General features: G+C 42.1%; 16 protein-coding genes, 3 tRNA genes and 2 rRNA genes (1 of these 21 running past the window's edge). 14 read left to right on the forward strand and 7 right to left on the reverse strand.

What is annotated here, in order from left to right:
* Both HYD28_03050 and rrf read left to right on the forward strand, forming a co-directional pair.
* Positions 1-1099: ribosomal RNA gene (locus tag HYD28_03050) — 23S ribosomal RNA — on the forward strand; it begins 1809 nt to the left of the window's first position.
* 106 nt (positions 1100-1205) lie between these two features.
* A 5S ribosomal RNA gene (gene rrf, locus HYD28_03055) occupies positions 1206-1320 on the forward strand.
* Between the two features lie 247 nt (positions 1321-1567).
* Here the strand turns inward: rrf and HYD28_03060 are convergent.
* The 4 genes from HYD28_03060 to uvrD form a co-directional block, all read right to left on the reverse strand.
* A complete protein-coding gene (locus tag HYD28_03060; GenBank protein QLE08027.1) occupies positions 1568-2416 on the reverse strand; it encodes a CZB domain-containing protein in 849 nt (282 codons plus the stop codon).
* 67 nt (positions 2417-2483) lie between these two features.
* Positions 2484-3608 (reverse strand): ABC transporter substrate-binding protein, encoded by a 1125-nt coding sequence (locus HYD28_03065; GenBank protein QLE08028.1) that lies wholly within the window; start codon positions 3606-3608, stop codon positions 2484-2486.
* Positions 3571-5640, reverse strand: a complete 2070-nt coding sequence (locus tag HYD28_03070; protein QLE08029.1) for a tRNA(Met) cytidine acetyltransferase — start codon at positions 5638-5640, stop codon at positions 3571-3573. The genes HYD28_03065 and HYD28_03070 overlap by 38 nt, the downstream gene beginning before the upstream one ends.
* On the reverse strand, positions 5618-7783 hold the full coding sequence (gene uvrD, locus HYD28_03075) for a DNA helicase II (protein ID QLE08030.1): 2166 nt from the start codon (positions 7781-7783) through the stop codon (positions 5618-5620). The genes HYD28_03070 and uvrD overlap by 23 nt, the downstream gene beginning before the upstream one ends.
* Positions 7784-8041: 258 nt before the next feature.
* Between uvrD and HYD28_03080 the strand changes: the two genes are divergently transcribed.
* Positions 8042-8266, forward strand: a complete 225-nt coding sequence (locus HYD28_03080; protein ID QLE08031.1) for a hypothetical protein — start codon at positions 8042-8044, stop codon at positions 8264-8266.
* A 121-nt stretch (positions 8267-8387) separates the two neighbouring features.
* The gene (locus HYD28_03085) at positions 8388-8756 is read left to right on the forward strand and encodes a YacL family protein (protein ID QLE08032.1); all 369 of its coding nucleotides are present in this window, start codon (positions 8388-8390) and stop codon (positions 8754-8756) included.
* A gap of 32 nt (positions 8757-8788) precedes the next feature.
* Here the strand turns inward: HYD28_03085 and HYD28_03090 are convergent, their stop codons facing one another.
* Positions 8789-9418 (reverse strand): AhpC/TSA family protein, encoded by a 630-nt coding sequence (locus HYD28_03090; protein QLE08033.1) that lies wholly within the window; start codon positions 9416-9418, stop codon positions 8789-8791.
* 111 nt (positions 9419-9529) lie between these two features.
* Here HYD28_03090 and HYD28_03095 point away from each other — a divergent pair, with 111 nt between their 5' ends.
* On the forward strand, positions 9530-10150 hold the full coding sequence (locus HYD28_03095) for a dUTP diphosphatase (GenBank protein ID QLE08034.1): 621 nt from the start codon (positions 9530-9532) through the stop codon (positions 10148-10150).
* Between the two features lie 12 nt (positions 10151-10162).
* Here the strand turns inward: HYD28_03095 and yrfG are convergent, their stop codons facing one another.
* The gene (gene yrfG / locus HYD28_03100) at positions 10163-10822 is read right to left on the reverse strand and encodes a GMP/IMP nucleotidase (GenBank protein QLE08035.1); all 660 of its coding nucleotides are present in this window, start codon (positions 10820-10822) and stop codon (positions 10163-10165) included.
* Positions 10823-10883: 61 nt separating this feature from the next.
* Here yrfG and nudE point away from each other — a divergent pair, with 61 nt between their 5' ends.
* The 7 genes from nudE to HYD28_03135 all read left to right on the forward strand — a co-directional run bounded on the left by nudE (position 10884) and on the right by HYD28_03135 (position 14422).
* Positions 10884-11456 (forward strand): ADP compounds hydrolase NudE, encoded by a 573-nt coding sequence (gene nudE / locus HYD28_03105; GenBank protein ID QLE08036.1) that lies wholly within the window; start codon positions 10884-10886, stop codon positions 11454-11456.
* The gene (gene cysQ, locus HYD28_03110) at positions 11449-12246 is read left to right on the forward strand and encodes a 3'(2'),5'-bisphosphate nucleotidase CysQ (protein ID QLE08037.1); all 798 of its coding nucleotides are present in this window, start codon (positions 11449-11451) and stop codon (positions 12244-12246) included. Before nudE ends, cysQ begins: the two co-directional genes overlap by 8 nt.
* Positions 12247-12384: 138 nt before the next feature.
* Positions 12385-12461, forward strand: a tRNA-Met gene (locus HYD28_03115).
* 63 nt (positions 12462-12524) lie between these two features.
* Positions 12525-12601 (forward strand) — tRNA-Met (locus HYD28_03120).
* A 63-nt stretch (positions 12602-12664) separates the two neighbouring features.
* Positions 12665-12741: transfer RNA gene (locus HYD28_03125), tRNA-Met, on the forward strand.
* A gap of 690 nt (positions 12742-13431) precedes the next feature.
* Positions 13432-14040: a hypothetical protein gene (locus tag HYD28_03130; protein ID QLE08038.1), complete on the forward strand. Its 609-nt coding sequence runs from the start codon at positions 13432-13434 to the stop codon at positions 14038-14040.
* Between the two features lie 67 nt (positions 14041-14107).
* The gene (locus HYD28_03135) at positions 14108-14422 is read left to right on the forward strand and encodes a hypothetical protein (protein ID QLE08039.1); all 315 of its coding nucleotides are present in this window, start codon (positions 14108-14110) and stop codon (positions 14420-14422) included.
* Positions 14423-14482: 60 nt separating this feature from the next.
* On the opposite strand, the gene HYD28_03140 is transcribed toward HYD28_03135, so the two are convergent.
* A complete protein-coding gene (locus tag HYD28_03140; protein ID QLE08040.1) occupies positions 14483-16123 on the reverse strand; it encodes an endonuclease in 1641 nt (546 codons plus the stop codon).
* 347 nt (positions 16124-16470) lie between these two features.
* Here HYD28_03140 and HYD28_03145 point away from each other — a divergent pair, with 347 nt between their 5' ends.
* Positions 16471-18282, forward strand: coding sequence for an assimilatory sulfite reductase (NADPH) flavoprotein subunit (locus HYD28_03145; protein ID QLE08041.1), 1812 nt, complete (start codon positions 16471-16473; stop codon positions 18280-18282).
* Between the two features lie 49 nt (positions 18283-18331).
* On the forward strand, positions 18332-20029 hold the full coding sequence (cysI, locus tag HYD28_03150; protein QLE08042.1) for an assimilatory sulfite reductase (NADPH) hemoprotein subunit: 1698 nt from the start codon (positions 18332-18334) through the stop codon (positions 20027-20029).
* Positions 20030-20067: the final 38 nt, after the last annotated feature.

The following is a 20067-nucleotide window of genomic DNA, read 5'->3' on the forward strand; positions in this document are numbered from 1 at the left end:
GTGACACCTGCCCGGTGCCGGAAGGTTAATTGATGGGGTTAGTTTTCGGACGAAGCTCTTGATCGAAGCCCCGGTAAACGGCGGCCGTAACTATAACGGTCCTAAGGTAGCGAAATTCCTTGTCGGGTAAGTTCCGACCTGCACGAATGGTGTAACCATGGCCACGCTGTCTCCACCCGAGACTCAGTGAAATTGAAATCGCAGTGAAGATGCTGTGTACCCGCGGCTAGACGGAAAGACCCCGTGAACCTTTACTACAGCTTGGCACTGAACATTGAACCTACATGTGTAGGATAGGTGGGAGGCTTTGAAGCAGAGACGCTAGTCTTTGTGGAGCCGTCCTTGAAATACCACCCTTGTAGTTTTGATGTTCTAACGTTGGCCCCTAATCGGGGTTACGGACAGTGCCTGGTGGGTAGTTTGACTGGGGCGGTCTCCTCCCAAAGAGTAACGGAGGAGCACGAAGGTTGGCTAAGTACGGTCGGACATCGTACGGTTAGTGTAATGGTAGAAGCCAGCTTAACTGCGAGACAGACACGTCGAGCAGGTACGAAAGTAGGTCATAGTGATCCGGTGGTTCTGAATGGAAGGGCCATCGCTCAACGGATAAAAGGTACTCCGGGGATAACAGGCTGATACCGCCCAAGAGTTCATATCGACGGCGGTGTTTGGCACCTCGATGTCGGCTCATCACATCCTGGGGCTGAAGTCGGTCCCAAGGGTATGGCTGTTCGCCATTTAAAGTGGTACGCGAGCTGGGTTTAGAACGTCGTGAGACAGTTCGGTCCCTATCTGCCGTGGGCGTTTGAGAATTGAGAGGGGTTGCTCCTAGTACGAGAGGACCGGAGTGAACGAACCGCTGGTGTTCGGGTTGTCATGCCAATGGCACTGCCCGGTAGCTACGTTCGGAACTGATAAGCGCTGAAAGCATCTAAGCGCGAAGCAGGCCTCGAGATGAGTTCTCACTAGACTTTTAAAGTCTCTGAAGGGCCGTTGAAGACTACAACGTTGATAGGCAGGATGTGGAAGTGGTGCGAGCCATTAAGCTAACCTGTACTAATTACCCGTGAGGCTTAACCATACAACGCCAAACGCGTTTTATGACAGCGTAACAGACAGAAGTTAAGAAACTAAAGTAGACATTTACTTGATATCAGAATTCCAGATTTTAGTTGATTGCTAAGGCGATTAACGACCCAAATTTGCTTGGTGACAATAGCGTTTTGGACCCACCTGACCCCATGCCGAACTCAGTAGTGAAACGAAACAGCGCCGATGATAGTGTGGCATTTGCCATGTGAAAGTAGGACATTGCCAGGCTCCAAATTAAAGAAAGCCCGATTCGAAAGAGTCGGGCTTTTTTGCGTCTGGAGCTGTCAGCTTTCAGCCGTCAGACGTCAGCTGAGCGGTGGGGGTGTTTAGTGAAGAGTCTCCCTCAGCAACAAACCCCTGTAGGAGGCACGTCAGTGCCGAGTTCTGCCCATAACCAACACATTCATGGCTAAAGCCATTGCTACAAGTACACTTTGCCTAGAGCCTTTATGACTTTACACTCGCAACTTGCTAACTAAAAAAGCCCATACTCTTCGGTTTCTTCTGCCTCGTGGCGCATTAGGTGTTCTGGACGGAAGATGGCGCTTGGGTCTAATAATAAGCTGTGTTTATGCTTCATTTTAATTAGTCCTCGCATCATGTTTTTAGTTTGCGGGTCAACATCAAAACCAACAGAGGTTAATTGTTCTAGCGGTTTAATATCTTCTTTCTTAACGTTGATGCTGTCTTCTACTTTGTCGACTAATAAGCCTATATGTGGCGTAACGCCATCTTTAGTAGTGAAGATGATTATTGGCTTGTAATCAAGAATGATCTGCTCACGTGCCGATTCAAATAGCCTAATAAGCTGATTGAATGTTTGGCGCTTTTTCTCTGCAAATAAGCTAATGACTTTGTCGTGAGGTTGGCTTTTTTGCAATTCTAATAACTCACCAGCCATGGCATGTAATTCGCGGTGTGGCTTATCGAACTTAGCTAATATACTTTTTAAGTCTTCATTATCTGTTTCGAAGTTATTATACCAACGACCAAAAGCACATTTATCTGGATCAGTGGCTTTTGTAAAAGGCGCGCCGGTAACTAAGCTATTTTCTAAGGCATCTAGCCAATCTAAGTGGTCTTTTTCTCTTTCAACTAAAAGGTCAGATAACTCGGCATTGGTGTCTTTGGTGGAGTGATTGTTTAATACAATTCCTAAATCAAAAATAGGCGTAGGAGTTTCCATGTAATCTTTAACCCCAATGAAGCTTTTATTTTCATTTGGCAAAGACGTGAGATTTCCTTCGTAACGCTCAGTTAGAAGAATATCGAGAATTTTTAGTGAAATGGTCTTTTGCCCAACTCGAAAATTAATCAGATCCATATTTCCCTCAAAGCCTTGTTAAGTCTCTATAGCATAGAACATTATTGTATTTTAGTCGTAGTTTAACCTAATTACTTTTAAAATATGAGCGGTAGATTTTTTTGTTATTTCCTGCGGAGTGGGTGTTAAATAAATCAGCGAAATCAGACGTGTCAGTAAACAAACGATTTAATTCGGTAAGTAAGCATTGATTGTTTAATGGTGTTGGACATTTCTTGGCAGCGCTAACCAATGCAACGGCATTCAAATAACCTTCAAAAATAATTCTATTTGCACTAGTGTGATATGGCTCGATATCTTCAATAAACTGCTTACACCAAGAGTTTTTACAGTTATTTGGGTCGGGAACCACTTCGGTGACCATAATGTTGGCGGGTTGTTTGACACGCTTGTATAAATCATGACTGGAAACGAAAGACACAGAAGTATAGTCAGGGTTGAAGCCTTGTTTGTTTGCTGCATTAATAAATTCAGCGAGAGGCTCGTAGGTGCCAACTAAACAAATTGCGGTTGCATTACTTTCCTTTAACAGAGTTAATGCCTTAGAGATATCCTGACTATTACGCTTAAATCGAGCAACTTCTACTGGCTTAATTCCATGTATTTTTAGTGCGTTAACCAGGTTGCTCTCAACCATATAACCAAATTCATCAGCCTGGATCATTAGCCCAATTTTTTCATGCTTTTGCTCTTTGATTAAATAGTTAATTTGCTCAATCGCTTCATCTTGGTAGCTGGCACGGAGGTTAAATACATTTGGCATTGAACTGTTATGTAAAAAGTCAGCGCCCGTAAATGGCATTAGAAATGGAATGCGGTGCCTATCTAGCAGGGGTTTAATTGCATGGGCTGTCGGTGTTCCCATTGAGCCAAAAATTGCATGGATCTTTTGGTCAAATAAAAACTCGCGGGTATTCACTACGGCATTTTTTGGCTCATAGCCATCATCAGCTAATATTAGATCGATACTTTGCCCATTAATACCGTTTTCTTTGTTGATTTTATTGAAGTAAATATTACTGCCAAGCGCTAGTTGTTCGCCTATTTGCTTAGCAGGTCCAGTCAGTGCTGTAGACATGCCAAGTTTAATAGTTGGTTGTTTAAGCTCAGCGAAAGCGAACTGAGATAGCAGTAAGGTATATATACAGAAACACTTAATGGCTGTTATTTTGAAGAGATTTATAGTGAGCATACCAACCTTGCACTGCGGTTTTGAACTTTAAGTCTAAGTCTTTTTTACCTGTAAAACCGGCTTCTTCGATCAAGCTATTTACAGAGGTTTGCTGTAATACTAGTCGAATTAGGATGAATTTTGTATTTTCATCTAATAAATTTAGACTAATTGGTGTGCACCAAATCATTTGCCATAGCAATGGCTGTACTTGAAAGTGGTTAATATCGCTTGTTAAGAGCCGTTCTGCTCTTTCATTTAAGCCTTCAGGACAGTCACTTCTAGGGAGGCCTTTAAATAGTTCCATAATAAGCTGCCAAGGAAGTGAGCTAAAATGGCTGAGTAGTTGCAAAGAGAGGTCTTGTTTAAATTCTTCAATGAATTGTGCAGCTCTATCTTTGCTTTGCTCATCTAAAGCTTTCATCACTAAGGCAGCATGTTCCGCGGTCGCTTTATCGTGACTAAATCCAAGTTTAACAACATTAAAGCCATTACTTTGCCAAAACTTAACTAAAGCAGCGTTTGCCCCAAAGCTGGCTCCGAAATAACTACAATCTTTTAATTGGTTCTCACAAAAGTTTAATAGGGCTGAACCTATACCTTGTTGATGGGACTCTGGTGCGACCGCTATTCTTACCACTCTCGCTGAGCGTTTACACAAATCTTCTGTATTTCGGCTCAATTGAGTCAGAGTTTGCGCCATTAAATGACCATGTGGTCGACGCTTTCCTTTTATTACTTGCTCTGCGATTTCTGCTGTTAAGCCACCCTCAATAGCAATTAAGCAAACGGCTTTTAACGCATTTTCTTGTTTACAGATAGATAGCTGTAACTCAGGGGCATCAAGCAATTGGCGTAAGTCGTTAACCGTGGTTTGGTAATGAGCCAACGCCAATAGCGCCATAATTTGGCTAAGTAGCTGCTCATCATCAATAAGTTGTTCTTTGCTTATATTTTCAAATTTGTATGCTTCACTACTTTGTGTGTCTAGGTACTTTGCATCGAGTAGTAATAGTTCACGTATGATATTTTCTAGCGGATCATGGTTAGCAAAACGAATTGGTTCGCCCAAAGTAATTGTCTTTAGTGATTTAAATTGGCTACGTAAATAATGTAAAAAGCGTAACGTGTAACCACGCCCATTCCCTTCATAACCAATCATAGTGCTAGCAAATACGATTCGTGGGTAATTTTTCAGGATCTGCAATAACATTGGTACAGGAATAGCGGCAGCTTCATCGACAAATAGCAGATCACAGTCTGGTTTTTCGTTTAACAGTGTATCTGGCGCAACATAGCTGAGGTTAGCTAGTTGTTTACAGTTTTGTTCTTTGCTGATACCAAGCTTAGCGGCTAAATGTTTAAAGCTTGTTTGTACGGCTTTAGCTTGTGTTGCACAAATAAGGATTTTCTTATCTTGAAGATTTGCTGCTGCAAGCCCTAAAGCGGCTGACTTACCACGACCTCGATCTGCACTAATAACTAAAGGTCGATTAGCGCGCCCTGTCGCGGTTTTAATTATTTGCTCTACACATAGCTGTTGTTGCTGATAGTTTATCTCAGCAGTTGCTGGCGATACCGGCTGGTAAGCTGGGAGAGAATGCTGAGTTAAATAATGTGGCTGCAACTTTAGCTTGGCGAAAAAACGCTGATTAAAAAAACTGTGTGTAATCTCTTCGCCATAGGAGGTAATACTCCTTAGTGCAGGGTCTTGCCAATGACTGTCATTGGGCAGTAACAATATCAGTACACCACCTGCTTTTACGGTACCTGCAAGCGCTGCTAGTTTATCGACATATAAGCCGCTAAAACCATCAAAAATTGCGTGCTGAAACTCTTGGCCAAGAATTTGGTGAGCATGTTTTGGAAACTCACTACTCACTAATTGTGAGCTACTGCTGAAAACATAGCTATTTTTAAGCGCTAGTTGGCTAGCAAACTGATAGCACCAAGTTTCGCTTCCTTGCACTATGACAAGCTGGCGATGCTTTGCAATCGTCAGCTCGTTGCACAGTGCTGTTATATACTCATTATAAGGCTTGAAGTCTTGCATACTGTGTTACAAGCCATTTGCTGCCTAAGTCATCAAAGTTCACTTGAATACGTGACTGTGCGCCGCTACCCTCGTAATTGAGTACGGTCCCTGCACCAAACTTGGCGTGCAATACACGTTGTCCTAAGTTAAAGCCGCTATCTTCAAATGCTGCATGCGTCACTGATGGACTAAAGCGACCTGCCGCAGGTGGCCTTGAGACCTGGGTTTTAATACGAATTTCTTCGATACAGTCTTCAGGCATTTCACGTAAAAAGCGTGATGGACTATGGTATTTTTCTTGTCCGTATAAACGGCGACTTTCCGCGTGGCTAATGTATAGTTTTTCCATTGCGCGAGTCATACCTACATAGCACAAGCGGCGTTCTTCTTCTAAACGGCCAGATTCTTCATTACTTTGCTGTGACGGGAACATGCCTTCTTCAACACCGACCATAAATACCAGCGGGAACTCTAAGCCTTTTGCTGAGTGCAGGGTCATCATTTGAACCGCGTCTTCGTGCTCATCGGCTTGGCCCTCGCCTGATTCTAGTGAGGTATAAGCCAAAAAGCCCTGTAGTGGCGAGCTGAATTCTTCATCTTCCGGTAGTTCATATTGGCCACATGCACTAATAAGCTCTTCTAAGTTTTCTACGCGAGCACGGCCTTTTTCACCTTTTTCAGCTTGATACATAGCCATTAACCCAGAAGTTTGAATGGCGTATTTAGCTTGCTCTTCTAAGGTCAGATCGCTGATTTTATCTTCGATATGTTCAACAAGTTCTAAGAACTTAGTGACTGCACTTGCTGCACGGCCAGATAAGTGCTGCTGCTCTACAATTGCTTTTGCGGCATACCAAAGCGGCAGTGACTCATTCCGCGCGCAATCACGAATGTGGCTTAACGTTTTATCACCAATGCCGCGTGCTGGGGTGTTAATAACACGCTCGAAAGCGGCATCATCTTGGCGGTTACCGACTAAACGTAAATACGAAAGTGCATCTTTGATCTCTTGGCGTTCGAAGAAGCGCATACCACCGTATATGCGGTATTTTAAGCCTTCTTGCAACATTGCTTCCTCGAGTACACGAGATTGCGCGTTGTTACGGTATAAAATGGCGGCGTCTTGTAATGCATTACCTGCATTTAGCCAGCTACGTAGCTTGCTGCTAACAAAGCGTGCTTCGTCTAATTCATTAAAAGCGGCATAAACAGAAATAGGCTCACCATCATTGCCGTCTGTCCAAAGGCTTTTGCCCATGCGTTCAGCATTGTTTTTGATCAGCGCATTTGACGCTTTCAAAATGGTTGCTGTTGAGCGGTAATTTTGTTCAAGGCGAATGGTTTCGGCTTCGAAGTCAGTTAAAAAGCGTTTGATATTCTCAATTTTTGCGCCACGCCAGCCATAAATACTTTGGTCATCATCACCTACGATCATAATACTATTCGTATTACCCGCGAGTAATTTTAACCAAGCATATTGAATAGTATTGGTATCCTGAAACTCGTCTACCAGCATGTGGGCAAAACGCTGTTGATAGTGACGTAAAAGTGTCGGATGATTCTTAAGTACTTCGTAGCAGCGTAGCAGTATTTCTGCAAAGTCGACTAAACCAGCGCGGTCACAAGCCTCTTGATACGCAGCATAGACTTTCAACATCATTTGCTCGTTAATATCGTAGGCTTGAATGTCTTTAGGACGTAGGCCTTCATCTTTTTTCGCACTGATATACCAGCCAAACTGTTTTGCAGGCCACTTTTTGTCATCGATGTTCATCGCTTTAAGCAAGCGTTTGATCATACGTTGTTGATCATCAGAATCTAAGATTTGAAAGCTTTCAGGCAAGTTCGCTTCACGGTGATGGGCGCGCAAAATACGATGAGATAAGCCATGGAAAGTACCAATCCACATACCACCAACCGGTGCTTTTAACGTTTCTTCTACACGGGTGCGCATTTCTTTCGCGGCTTTGTTAGTGAACGTTACCGCAAAGATACTATATGCAGAAGCTTGCTCAACTTGCATAAGCCATGCGATGCGATGGACAAGTACTCGAGTTTTACCAGAACCCGCACCTGCAAGTACTAGCATGTTTTGCAATGGGGCTGCGACTGCATCCCGTTGTTTGTCATTTAAGCCATCGAGTAATTCAGAAACGTCCATCGTTACGCCTTTTCAATCTATAATGAGTGGAGTATAACAGGTGTTTATGCAAGGCTAAATAAAATACTGTTTTTATAAACAGCTATTTTGGCAAGTCATTAAAATTGTAAATAAAAATTGTGAATTTGACCGATTTTTAGCAAAAAGAACTAAAATCAAAAAAACGCTATTTTTTAACGCTTTGATTTGTAAGCCATAATAAGTTGGCATAAAGTATGTTTACTAAAAGTATAATCATTAAAAACTATAGAGGTTAGTATGGCAGAGCAAGGTTCTGGCGGTAATGTAATCGCAGCAATATGTAATATCTTTTTTCCTGGCTTAGGGCAATTGGTACAAGGTCGTTTAATGGCGGCTATTGCATTCTTTTTAGCATGGGTTATTAGTGGTGCACTAATTTATGTGGCAGTTGGTTTTATTTTACTGCCAATCGTATACCTATGGGCGATTATTGATGCTGCACGCTTCAAATCGCGACTCTAGCTATTTAAATAGCACAAACACGAGCGCCACTTAGGCGCTCGTGTTGTTTTAAGGTTGCAAAACTCGCCACGTTTAGCTGCAAACGGTATAATTAGCAGATAATGTATTATGAGTACTCTCCATGGAATATCAATTTATCCGCGACCCTATTAGCGGTTTACGCATTAAAATTTCTTCTGAACATGCCATCATAGGCCGTTGGCTAAACGAAGAAGTTGGTAAAGAAAAAATAGCGATGGTGCAAGCTTTGATCGCTGCGGTTAACACCTGCCATGAGCCTTTAACCTTACAAGGTCAAGAAATTGATTTGATCTTAAGTAAAGACGAAGCATTATTCGAAGCACATGCATTACATCAAGATAATGAAGACTTAGTTGCCTACCAAGATGATGATTTAATGCTTGAAGAAGAAGGCCTGTGCAGTGGCTGCGGCTTTGAAGACTTTGTTGATTTAATTGAATCTTGGCAAGAATTTACACAAGGCCGATAAGCAGAAGCATGTTCTGCTTATCCCTTGCTAATTTATTGTTCGCTCACTGATTTAACAGCTGCTAGTAATAAATCCTCTGTTAAACGTACTTTGTAATTTGGGTTAGCATATTGAAAATGAACTAACCCATTTGTGTCGATTACAAACACTGCAGGTACTGGTAACGCTACTTTCGCTTCACCATCTAGCGACACAAAGTTAACCCCAAGCTTATTGCGGTAAATCTTTGCTGTTTTGTCATCTAAGTAAAATGCTAAACCTAACGTTTGCGCCAAAGTGAGGCTGTCGTCAGAAAGCAATTGATAGCTAGGAGCTGTAATTTTTGTTTCAGCAAGTTTTTCAGGGCTGTCTGGCGAAACGGCAATTAATTGCGCATCTAAATTAGCTAATTCTTTCTCTATTTTTTGTACGCTGGCCAATTGTTTTGAACAATATGGACACCAGCCACCACGATAAACAATCAGCACTGTGGTTTTTTCTTTAAAGCGCTCACTTAATGAGACGGTTTTGCCGTATTGGTCTTTTAATTCAACATTTGGCACCGCTAATCCTGGTAATAATGGACTGACTTGCTCTGCAGATTCGGCAATATTAGAGGCAGTTGCAGCAACAACTTGGCTTGATAGCACAAACAGTGCGCTAATAAGTAGAGATTTAAACATGGGCTTCCTCGGTTATTTTTATCAACTGCAAAGATGACCTGATTGTTGCGGTATTTATTTCATCTTTACTGTAATATATAGGCAAATAAAAAATGCAAGTTGGGATAAAAAATGTCTGCTAATTTACAAAAACTCGTTGTCATGCTCGAGATGCAAAATGCGATGAATACCAAAGTACATGAGCAATGGTTTAGCCAAGGTTTTGAATGGTATCGTGCAATTTGGGTTGAGTGTGCTGAAATGCTTGATCACTATGGTTGGAAGTGGTGGAAGAAACAAACTCCAGATACTGAACAAGTTATTTTAGAGTTAGTTGATATTTTCCATTTCGGTTTATCTTTACGTATCGATGGTGAAACCAGCTATGAGCAGTTAGCAGCACAACTTGAAGCAGAGTTAAGTGCGCCAGTTCAAGCTGATGACTTTAAACAAACACTCGAATTATTAGCTGCTTCAGCTGTCGCTGAAAAGAGCTTTAATGCTGCTGCATTTGCTGGTTGTATGGCACAAATCGGTATGGATATCGACGATTTATACCGTGGTTACGTAGGTAAAAACACTTTGAATTTTTTCCGCCAAGATCATGGCTACAAAGACGGTAGTTATATCAAAGTGTGGAACGGTCAAGAAGATAATGAGCACCTAGTTGAAGTGGTAAAAAGCCTAGATACAGAGCATGCGGATTTCGCAAAGCTTGTATACCAAGGCTTAGAGCAGCGTTACCCTAAATAAACGTGTTTATGCTCATTTTATAACGGGCATAAACTCTCGAAAATCGATGGTCGATAAAAAGCCATCGAACTGCTTGTGCGGTTGCTGACTATCTGGGTTGGCAACCGCAAGAATATGACCAATACCAAACTCTTTTGCCGCATCGAGTACTGCCGGGCTGTCATCCACAAATAAAGTCCGTTCCTTATCAAACTGCCATTCTTGGTGTACTTGTTGCCATAATGGTTGATGCTCTTTACTCACGCCATATTGGTGAGTTGAGATCACGCCATCTAAGTAGTTATCGATCGCAGTTAGTTCAAACTTTAACATGGCACAATCTGGGTGTGCGTTAGTGAGCATGATCAATTGCTTGCCTGCTTTTCTTAGTTCCGTTAGAAATGGCGGAACATCTTCACGAATTCTGATTAAATGTTGAATGTCACGTTTTAACGCCATAATTGGTAAGTCAAGTTGCTGTTGCCAATAATCTAAGCAGTACCAATTAATTTGTCCGTGAACTTGTTGATAACGGTGCAAAATGTCAGCTTTTGCTTCGTCTAAACTGATTTTATGTTTATGCGCATATTGCTCGGGAATAACAGTAAGCCAAAAGTAATTATCAAAATGCAAATCGAGTAAGGTGCCATCCATATCTAACAACACAGTATCGATTTTTGACCAATTTAACATAGGCAATTCACTTTAAAAGATTTATGATGAGCATAACTGCCATGATAGCAAATTAATGCCAATGACACAGAAAAAGCATCCTACACCACCGCAAATTTTGTCTAATGAAGTTGTCGCTAAAAGCCGACTATTTACTGTTGAATCTCTCGAATTGAAGTTCTCAAATGACGAGCAAAGGCAATACGAAAGAATTCGTGGCGGTGGCAGAGGTGCCGTTATGATTGTGCCTGTAACGGCCGATAACGAACTGTTATTAGTGCGAGAGTATTGTGCGGGTACCAATGATTATCAGATGGGTTTTCCAAAAGGTTTAATTGACCCAGGTGAAACACCTGAGCAAGCTGCCGACCGCGAGCTCAAAGAAGAGGTTGGCTTTGGTGCTAAGCATTTCGCTGAACTTAAAAAAGTCAGTATGGCACCTAGTTACTTTAATGCCACTATGCATATTTTGTATGCCGAAGATCTTTACCCTGAAACCTTGCCTGGTGATGAGCCAGAACCGCTTGTTGTGGTGAAATGGCCAATGAGTGATTGGCAATCATTATTGCAACAAGAAGACTTTACTGAAGCACGAAGTGTCGCAGCTTTGCTATTATTAACAAAGTACTTAGAGTCGGGAGCGGGCAATGAATGATTTTTTAGAACCGTGCATTCGGTTAGCTGAGCAAGCGGGCGATGCCATTATGGCAATTTATCAGCAGGATGATATTGGTGCTGAGCAAAAGTCAGATCATACTCCGGTCACCAAGGCCGATTTAGCATCTAACGATGTATTAATGGCAGGCTTAAAGGCTATAGCACCTGATATTCCAATTATGTCAGAAGAAACACCCATTCCAGCACTTGCAGACAGAAAAGATTGGCATCGTTATTGGTTACTTGATCCAATGGATGGTACGGGTGAGTTTATTCTCGAAAGTGGTGATTTTGCAGTAAATATCGCTTTAGTTGAAAATAATCGTCCAGTTCTTGGCGTTATTCATTGGCCAGCGAAACAAATAACTTATTTTGCAAGTTACCAAAATGGTGCATTTAAACGTGAAAATGGCCAAGATCAGCAAATTTCAGTAGCAACACCCGATAATTTAACCTTAGCTGTAAGCCGCAGACAAAAAATTGAAGCTGTAAGCCAGTATCTAAATACTCAGTTTGCGACTGTGGCATTAGGCTCATGTTCACTAAAAGCTTGTATCATAGCAGAAGGTAAAGCCGATTGTTTTTTACGAATAGGGCCAACAGGTGAGTGGGATACCGGCGCTTCGCAAGTGATTGTTGAAGAAGCCGGAGGATGTATTACGGATGCTGAATTTAACCCACTCACTTATAATCAACGTGAAAGTACCGAGAATCCAGACTTTATCGTCATGGGGCACCCTGATTGGGAATGGCAAAAAATGATTAGTCCTCATCAGCGCGGATTTTAGTGTAGTTTTGTGTGCTTTTTGTTCGGTTGAGGCTCTATTTCAATTATAACGCTTGATTTCTAATTTAATTGCTATATTATAGCGCTCTCTTCGGAACAAGGCATGGTTAACATGTTAACGTTACTTAGAGATTACAGGCGCGGGATGGAGCAGCCTGGTAGCTCGTCGGGCTCATAACCCGAAGGTCGTCGGTTCAAATCCGGCTCCCGCAACCAATTTTCTGAATTGGCTGACTTCTTAAATTAAGTGAGAAGTAAAATAAACTTAATAATTACAGGCGCGGGATGGAGCAGCCTGGTAGCTCGTCGGGCTCATAACCCGAAGGTCGTCGGTTCAAATCCGGCTCCCGCAACCAATTTTCTGAATTGGAAGCCAAGTTGTCATGTAAAGCAACTTTAAATAAATCTACAATTTCAGGCGCGGGATGGAGCAGCCTGGTAGCTCGTCGGGCTCATAACCCGAAGGTCGTCGGTTCAAATCCGGCTCCCGCAACCAACTGAAATTAAAATTTATAGTAATCAGGCACGCGAAAGCGTGTTTTTTTATGCCTGAAATTTAGGAGCCATGAGCCGAAGGTCGCCGGTTCGCTCTCATTAGCCACAGCTCCCGCAAGCAACTGAAATTAAAATTTATAGAAATCAGGCACGCGAAAGCGTGTTTTTTTATGCCTAAAATTTAGGCGCCATGAGCCGAAGGTCGTCGGTTCGCTCTCATTAGCCACAGCTCCCGCAAGCAACTGAAATTAAAATTTATAGTAATCAGGCACGCGAAAGCGTGTTTTTTTATGTCTGAAATTTAGGCGCCATGAGCCGCAGGTTGTCGGTTCGCTCTCATTAGCCACAGCTCCCGCAAGCAACTGAAATTAAAATTTATAGTAATCAGGCACGCGAAAGCGTGTTTTTTTATGCCTGAAAAAGTTTTAAGCCCTAAGCTTTAAGCAGATCGAATGGGTGGGTTTTAGATAGAGAACACTTGACTCAAGTTTGTTATTAGTTAGTTTTTTACCGCTTACCGCTTACCGCTTACCGCTTACCGCTTAATTTCCGATGAACTTATTCGTTCATTTGTCACTCTTATAAACAAAAACGGAGCGCTTGGGTGTTAAAAAGGAATTATAAAGCATGGATCATTTCAATTACGCTGCATGTTTTGTTATTGCTGCTATTTATTCAACATGGCAAATTTGTGAAACGGCCTTCAGTTGCCGAGCCACCAAAAGTAATCAACGCTTATGTGAGTGTTGATTTAACTGCGTTACCGAGTGTTAAGAAAACCCAAGAAAAACCTTCACCAGAACAGCCACAAATAATGCCAGATGAGGCTAAGGCTGTGCCGCAAAAAGAAGGTATACCGAAGAATGGCTCTGAACAGGTAAAAGATGCTAAAGCACTTGAAAGCTTGGTTAGTGAGCAGAGACAAGTGAGCACTGAAAACTCAAAAACAGCTGCGATACCCTTTAAAAAGCTCAACCCTTATGCGCCAATTCCACAGCTTAATTTTGAAAATAGCGCTACTAGTGCCTCTGCATTTGGACAGGTTGAAGCCGCACATAATAATTCGTCTGTAGGCAGGGTTACAGTGCCTGCGCAATTAACCGTCTCTGATAAAGCAACCGTCGTTTGGCAAAGTGGCGATGGCAGCAAGCGTACCGAGATGCTTAATGGTCAGTGCTATGACATTGACCTTAATTCGGTGTTTGGTAAATCTGGAGTGCCAAGCGGATCCCCAAAACCCTGTGAAGATAAAGAAGCAAAACTATTTAAACAAATTATGAATAAATGGGGTAAAAAATAATAACAAAACACTTTACCTCAACTTAACTTGAGCTTTTAAAGTGATTTTTTTTGTTATGGATATCCCTATGAGCTCACTAGAAAACTATTTATTAAGCCTACAGATCAATTGCTATCACACGTCAGTGATACAGGTTTATCAAGTGCAAAAGCACATTTGGCAGTCATTACAAAATAATTCTAGTTATGCGCAGAATGTAATCGAAGAGTTTCAATTAAATGGGCAACCTATGGGTTACCAGCAGAAAGCGCTATTTACACTGGTTTTACAGCACCTCGGTTACAAAATACAGCCAACACCAGAAAACACTTTGTCGGTAAGGCATAACCATTTGTTACATGACATTCGTCTCGTCGAGCAGTTAAACGTATTCGAGGGTTAGCTCATGTTTTGTCGTTTAAAAAGGCACTTAGCCGAAACTAAGCGCCTTGGCATAACGAAGTTACCAAATCATTTCTACAAATTCTGGGTGATCCACAAATGGGTTGCGGTTACCTTGATGTTCATAAGCAGCTTGGTTACGGTCAAGCTCTAATTGGCTAACAGGATCCTCATTATGCCATTTTAATAACATAGCAACGACCCAGCTCTCAAATACCTGATTTGATGAACCATTCAGTACAGCGTTACTGTAGGTTGTGTTGTTTTGCCATGAGCCAATCACGTTTTCATAGCGTGTTGCCATATAGAAATACGCTCTTGCAAAGTCACCTTTAAATTCATCAATAGGTTCAAAAACCGTTCCTGAGTAATTTAATGAGCTAGCAGCGCTGCCTAATTTGCTGCCGTTACTAGAGGTATAGCTTGCACTAGCTACTTCACCAAATGGGTAGTTACTACGTTTTGAGTTGACATAACCATCAGTGGCAAAAATGTGATGTACGTCTGAATTCATTGGTTCAACTGTTCCACCAAACCAACTTTTCGGGAAAGAATGCTCACGGTTATAGCAATCTGCTTCGCTGTTGTATGTACCACATTGATCGCTCACAGCAACATAGTTGTAGCTGTCTTGGCCTGCCGGGTTTTCTGAATAACGGTCTAAAATTGAGTTGTCATTTTCAAAATACTTATCGCGTGAAGCAACATCGTAAAAACTCCAAATTGCTGAATAGCCCTGCGAGTTGTGACCTTTAATGATGTTGTATAACTCTGTTTTCAGTGCATAACCACTAAGGCCTTGCGTTGTAACATAGTATCCAGTTGGCTCAGTTGGTGTCGTACCACCACCGTCACCGCCGCCTGAGCTATCACCTAAACTAAACGGCGTAGCTTCTGAGCTTTGGAAGCTTGCACCACTAGCAAGTACTGTTTGACCTGACGAAAGGCTATAGCTACCGTTACCGTAAGAGCAACATATGCCATCACCATAACTATCAAAAATAGTAAAGGTATAGTCACCATCAGTTAAACATGCTTGCTCACTGTACTGAGTATTTGCTGCATAGCTGCCGCCTGCTGCCACTGCACTACCTTGGCTATTAGTGATTTGCCAGCTGGTTTCTTCCCCATAGTTATCGGTAGTGAGGGTCAAAGATACTTGGTTATCTGCGCAGCTGCCCATAGGAGGTGGGGTTGAGCCTGTGCTTGGTGCCAAGTTATCTACATAAACTACTTCGCTGCCATCAAAACCTGCGACGTCATAAAAGCGTAAGCCAACATTAATAGACGTTGTTGCAGAGGCTGTATACTGGTAACTGACTTGTTGCCACTGATTAGTTAATGCTGAATTAGAATAGCCTTGATAGCCATCAACCACTAAGCGTGCTTTTACGCCGCCTTCTGTATGGTAAACCCAAGCAGAAAACTCATAACTTTCGCCCGCCACAACATCAACTAATTGTTGTAAATCGGTATTACTTTGCGTGCCAGTATTTACCACGACTTGCGCTGAGTAATTACCTGAGTAAACCACATTACTATTAGCGCTAAGACTAATACCGCTATCTATGATGCTCCAGCTTGCAGGGCTATTTGCTGACCAAGTTTCGAAGTCGGCATTATTAACATTTGCAAATGCTGAACTCGCTAGACACAGTAAGCCACTGGCTAGCATATATTTATTACATGTCCCGTGTGACATTGTAGTTTCCTTTTTATATTTTAATAGTTTTTGCTGTTCTCAAAATGAACACAGCGAGTATAGGCTAATTGGCTTATGTTGCAATAATGTTAATTAATAAAAGTTTCTTATTTAGGAGTTTTTGCTTTTAACATGTTTTTTTTGGATAAATGCTAAATTAATAACTAAATGGAATATAAAAGCAGATTCTATTCTTTTTTAATCGTATCAGACCTCGTTATTCTTCACGCTCAGATAAACCTTTAAAGCATTTCTATTTGGTCTTTAAAGTCGAAAAAATTGTTCGCGAAATGACAGTAGCAAGTTCATTTCGCAGTTAACTTTTCAGGGTTACGAGGAATAAATTCATGTTGTTAAGTCAACTAAATGCAGCGGCGAGCCCGCTATCGCAAGAGCAAGTACAAAAGCTGCAAGGCTTAGTGGCTGAACTTAATCCAATTCAGCAAGCGTGGGTAAGTGGTTACTTAGCTGCTAATGCCAACGCAGGTGCAATAACGGGTGGTGTTGCTGCCGCTCCAGCTGCTAGTGATGCTGCACCGTTAACTATTTTATACGGCTCTCAAACGGGTAACGCAAAAGGCGTTGCGACTAAGTTAAAAGAGCAAGCAGAGTCGCGCGGTCTAACTGTTAAGCTAGTAAACATGGCTGATTACAAACCAACTGCCCTGAAAAAAGAAAAGTTCATTACTGTTGTTGTTTCAACCTATGGTGAGGGCGAGCCACCAGAAGATGCTGAAAGCCTACATGAATTCTTAACTACTAAAAAAGCACCAAAACTAGATGGTGTTAAAGTGGCTGTGATTGGCTTAGGTGATTCAAGCTACGAGTTCTTCTGCCAAACAGCAAAAGATTTCGAAGAGCGTTTTAACAAGCTTGGCGCAGAAACTATTTTCCAGCGTGCTGACTTAGACGTTGATTACGATGATGAAGCTGCGAAGTGGATTGATGGTGCTCTCGATGCGTTCGAGCCAGATCTTAAAGCGCAGCAAACGAGTAGTGGTCAAGTTGTAGCTATGCCATTTGGGGCAGCTGCACCAGCAGCAAGTCAGTACACTAAGCAAAATCCATTTGCTGCAGAACTAAGTGTTGTGCAAAAAATTACGGGTCGTGACTCAAGCAAAGATGTTCGTCATGTTGAAATTTCTTTAGAAGGTTCAGACATCACCTATACACCGGGTGATTCGCTAGGTGTTTACTTCTTAAATGACGAAGCACTTGTAGATGAAGTACTTTCGCTTACACAAATCGATGCATCTAGCACGATTAAATTAGGCGACGAAGAGCTGAGTATTCGTGATGCATTAATCGAAAAATTAGAATTAACCCAGTCATACCCAGGTTTTGTTGAAAAATACGCAACAGCAACTGGCAACCCTGAATTATTAAAGTTAGTTGAAGATAAAGCAGCAATGCGTGAGTACATCGAACCTCGCCAAATCTTCGATATTATTCGTCAAAACCCAGCTCAGCTTGAAGCGCAAACTTTAGTAGATTGCTTACGTAAACTACAAGCACGTTTATATTCGATTGCATCTAGCCAAGCCGAAGTTGAAGAAGAAGTTCACTTAACTGTGGGGCTGGTTGAGTTTGATGCATTCGGTAGCGAACACTTAGGTGGTTGTTCTGGCTATTTAGCACGTCGTGCAGAAGAAGGCTGTAAAGTAAAAGTATTTAGCGAGCATAACGATAATTTCCGTCTACCGGCTAATGATGAAACGCCAATTATCATGGTAGGCCCAGGAACCGGTATTGCACCATTCCGTGCGTTTTTACAAGAGCGTGATGCTCGCGAAGCAAGCGGAAAAAACTGGTTATTCTTTGGTAACCCACATTTTACTCAAGACTTCTTATACCAGGTTGAAATTCAAGGTTACTTGAAATCAGGCTTGCTCACTAAAGTGGATGTGGCGTTTAGTCGCGATCAAGCCGAGAAGGTATATGTTCAAGATAAACTTCGCAAAAACAGCCAAGAAATATTTGCTTGGCTAGAAGCGGGTGCTCATTTCTATATCTGTGGTGATGCAAACCGTATGGCGAAAGATGTTCATCAGGCGCTTGTTGATATCATTAAAGAAAATAGCGGTAAAGATGACGAACAAGCAGAGCAATATTTAAAAGATTTACGTAGCGCAAATCGCTATCAGAAAGACGTGTACTAATCACGTTTAAAAGCTAACAGCCGTCACTGTAACAAATTTAGGAAATACCATGAGCGAACAAGACAAAAACGTAAAGCTTTCTGATAACGAGCGTTTGAAAAGAGAAAGTAACTTTTTACGTGGCACAATTGAACAAGATTTAAAAGACGAGATCACCGGTGGTTTCACTGCTGATAACTTCCAACTGATCCGTTTCCACGGCATGTACCAGCAAGATGACCGTGATATTCGTCCTGAGCGCGCTAAACAAAAATTAGAGCCGTTACATAACGTTATGTTACGTGCTCGTATGCCAGGCGGCATCATCAAACCAGAGCAATGGTTAGCGATTGATAAGTTTGCTGAAGAGAAAACCAGCTATGGCAGTATTCGTTTAACGACGCGTCAAACGTTCCAGTTCCACGGTGTGCTTAAGCCAAACATTAAAGGCATGCACCAAATGCTTAATAGCGTGGGCATTGACTCAATTGCAACTGCTGGCGATGTAAACCGAAACGTATTATGTACGACGAACCCTGTTGAGTCTGAGCTTCACCAAGAAGCTTACGAATGGGCTGCTAAGATCTCTGAACACCTATTACCAAAAACCAAAGCGTACGCTGAAATTTGGTTAGATGGTGAAAAGAGTGAAACCACTGAAGAGCCAATTTTAGGTTCAACTTACTTACCGCGTAAGTTTAAAACCACAGTAACAATTCCACCGAACAATGAAGTGGATGTTCATGCTAACGACTTAAATTTCGTGGCGATTGCAGAAAACGGCAAGTTAGTTGGTTTTAACGTGTTAGTCGGTGGTGGTCTTGCGATGACTCACGGTGATACAGCAACGTATCCTCGTAAAGCGGATGACTTTGGCTTTATTCCACTTGAGCACACCCTAAAAATTGCTGAGCATGTTGTGTCTGTACAGCGTGATTGGGGTAACCGCTCAAATCGTAAAAATGCGAAAACTAAGTACACACTAGACCGTGTAGGTTCTGATGTATTTAAAGCAGAAGTTGAAAAACGTGCCGGTGTTCAGTTCGAGCAGAGCCGCCCGTATGAGTTTACTCACCGTGGTGACCGTATCGGTTGGGTTGAAGGTATTGATGGTAAGCACCACTTAACGCTGTTTATCCAAAGTGGACGTATTTTAGATTACCCAAATCAACCTCTTAAAACAGGCTGCCGTAAAATTGCAGAAATTCACCAAGGTGATTTCCGTATGACGGCAAACCAAAACTTGATCATCGCAGGTGTTCCTGCGGATCAAAAAGCCGTGATCGAAGAGATTGCGCGCAACCATGGCTTAATTGATGACAGTCATACAGAGCAGCGTAAAAATTCAATGGCGTGTGTGGCATTACCAACTTGTCCATTAGCGATGGCAGAAGCTGAGCGTTATTTACCAAGCTTAATTGAGAAGACTGAAGCGCTATTAGCTAAGCACGGAATTAGTGATGACAATATCATTATGCGTGTTGTTGGCTGCCCGAATGGCTGTGGCCGAGCAATGTTGGCTGAAGCGGGTCTTGTTGGTAAAGGTCCGGGTAAATACAACGTGTACTTAGGTGGTAACCGTGAAGGTACGCGTATTCCTAAATTGTATTTAGAAAATGTTGGCGAAGAGGTATACCTAGACGCATTCGATAAGCTAATCGGCCAATGGGCAAGTGAGCGTAATGACGGTGAGTGTTTTGGTGATTTTGTAATTCGCAAAGGCATTGTTGCTGAAGTCAAAGTTTCAGTAACCGATTTTCACGCATAATTTTATAAGCGACACCGCTTTAAGGTTTGGAATTAACC

It is taken from the genome of Pseudoalteromonas shioyasakiensis (assembly GCA_013391845.1).
GTDB classification, from domain to species: domain Bacteria; phylum Pseudomonadota; class Gammaproteobacteria; order Enterobacterales; family Alteromonadaceae; genus Pseudoalteromonas; species Pseudoalteromonas apostichopi.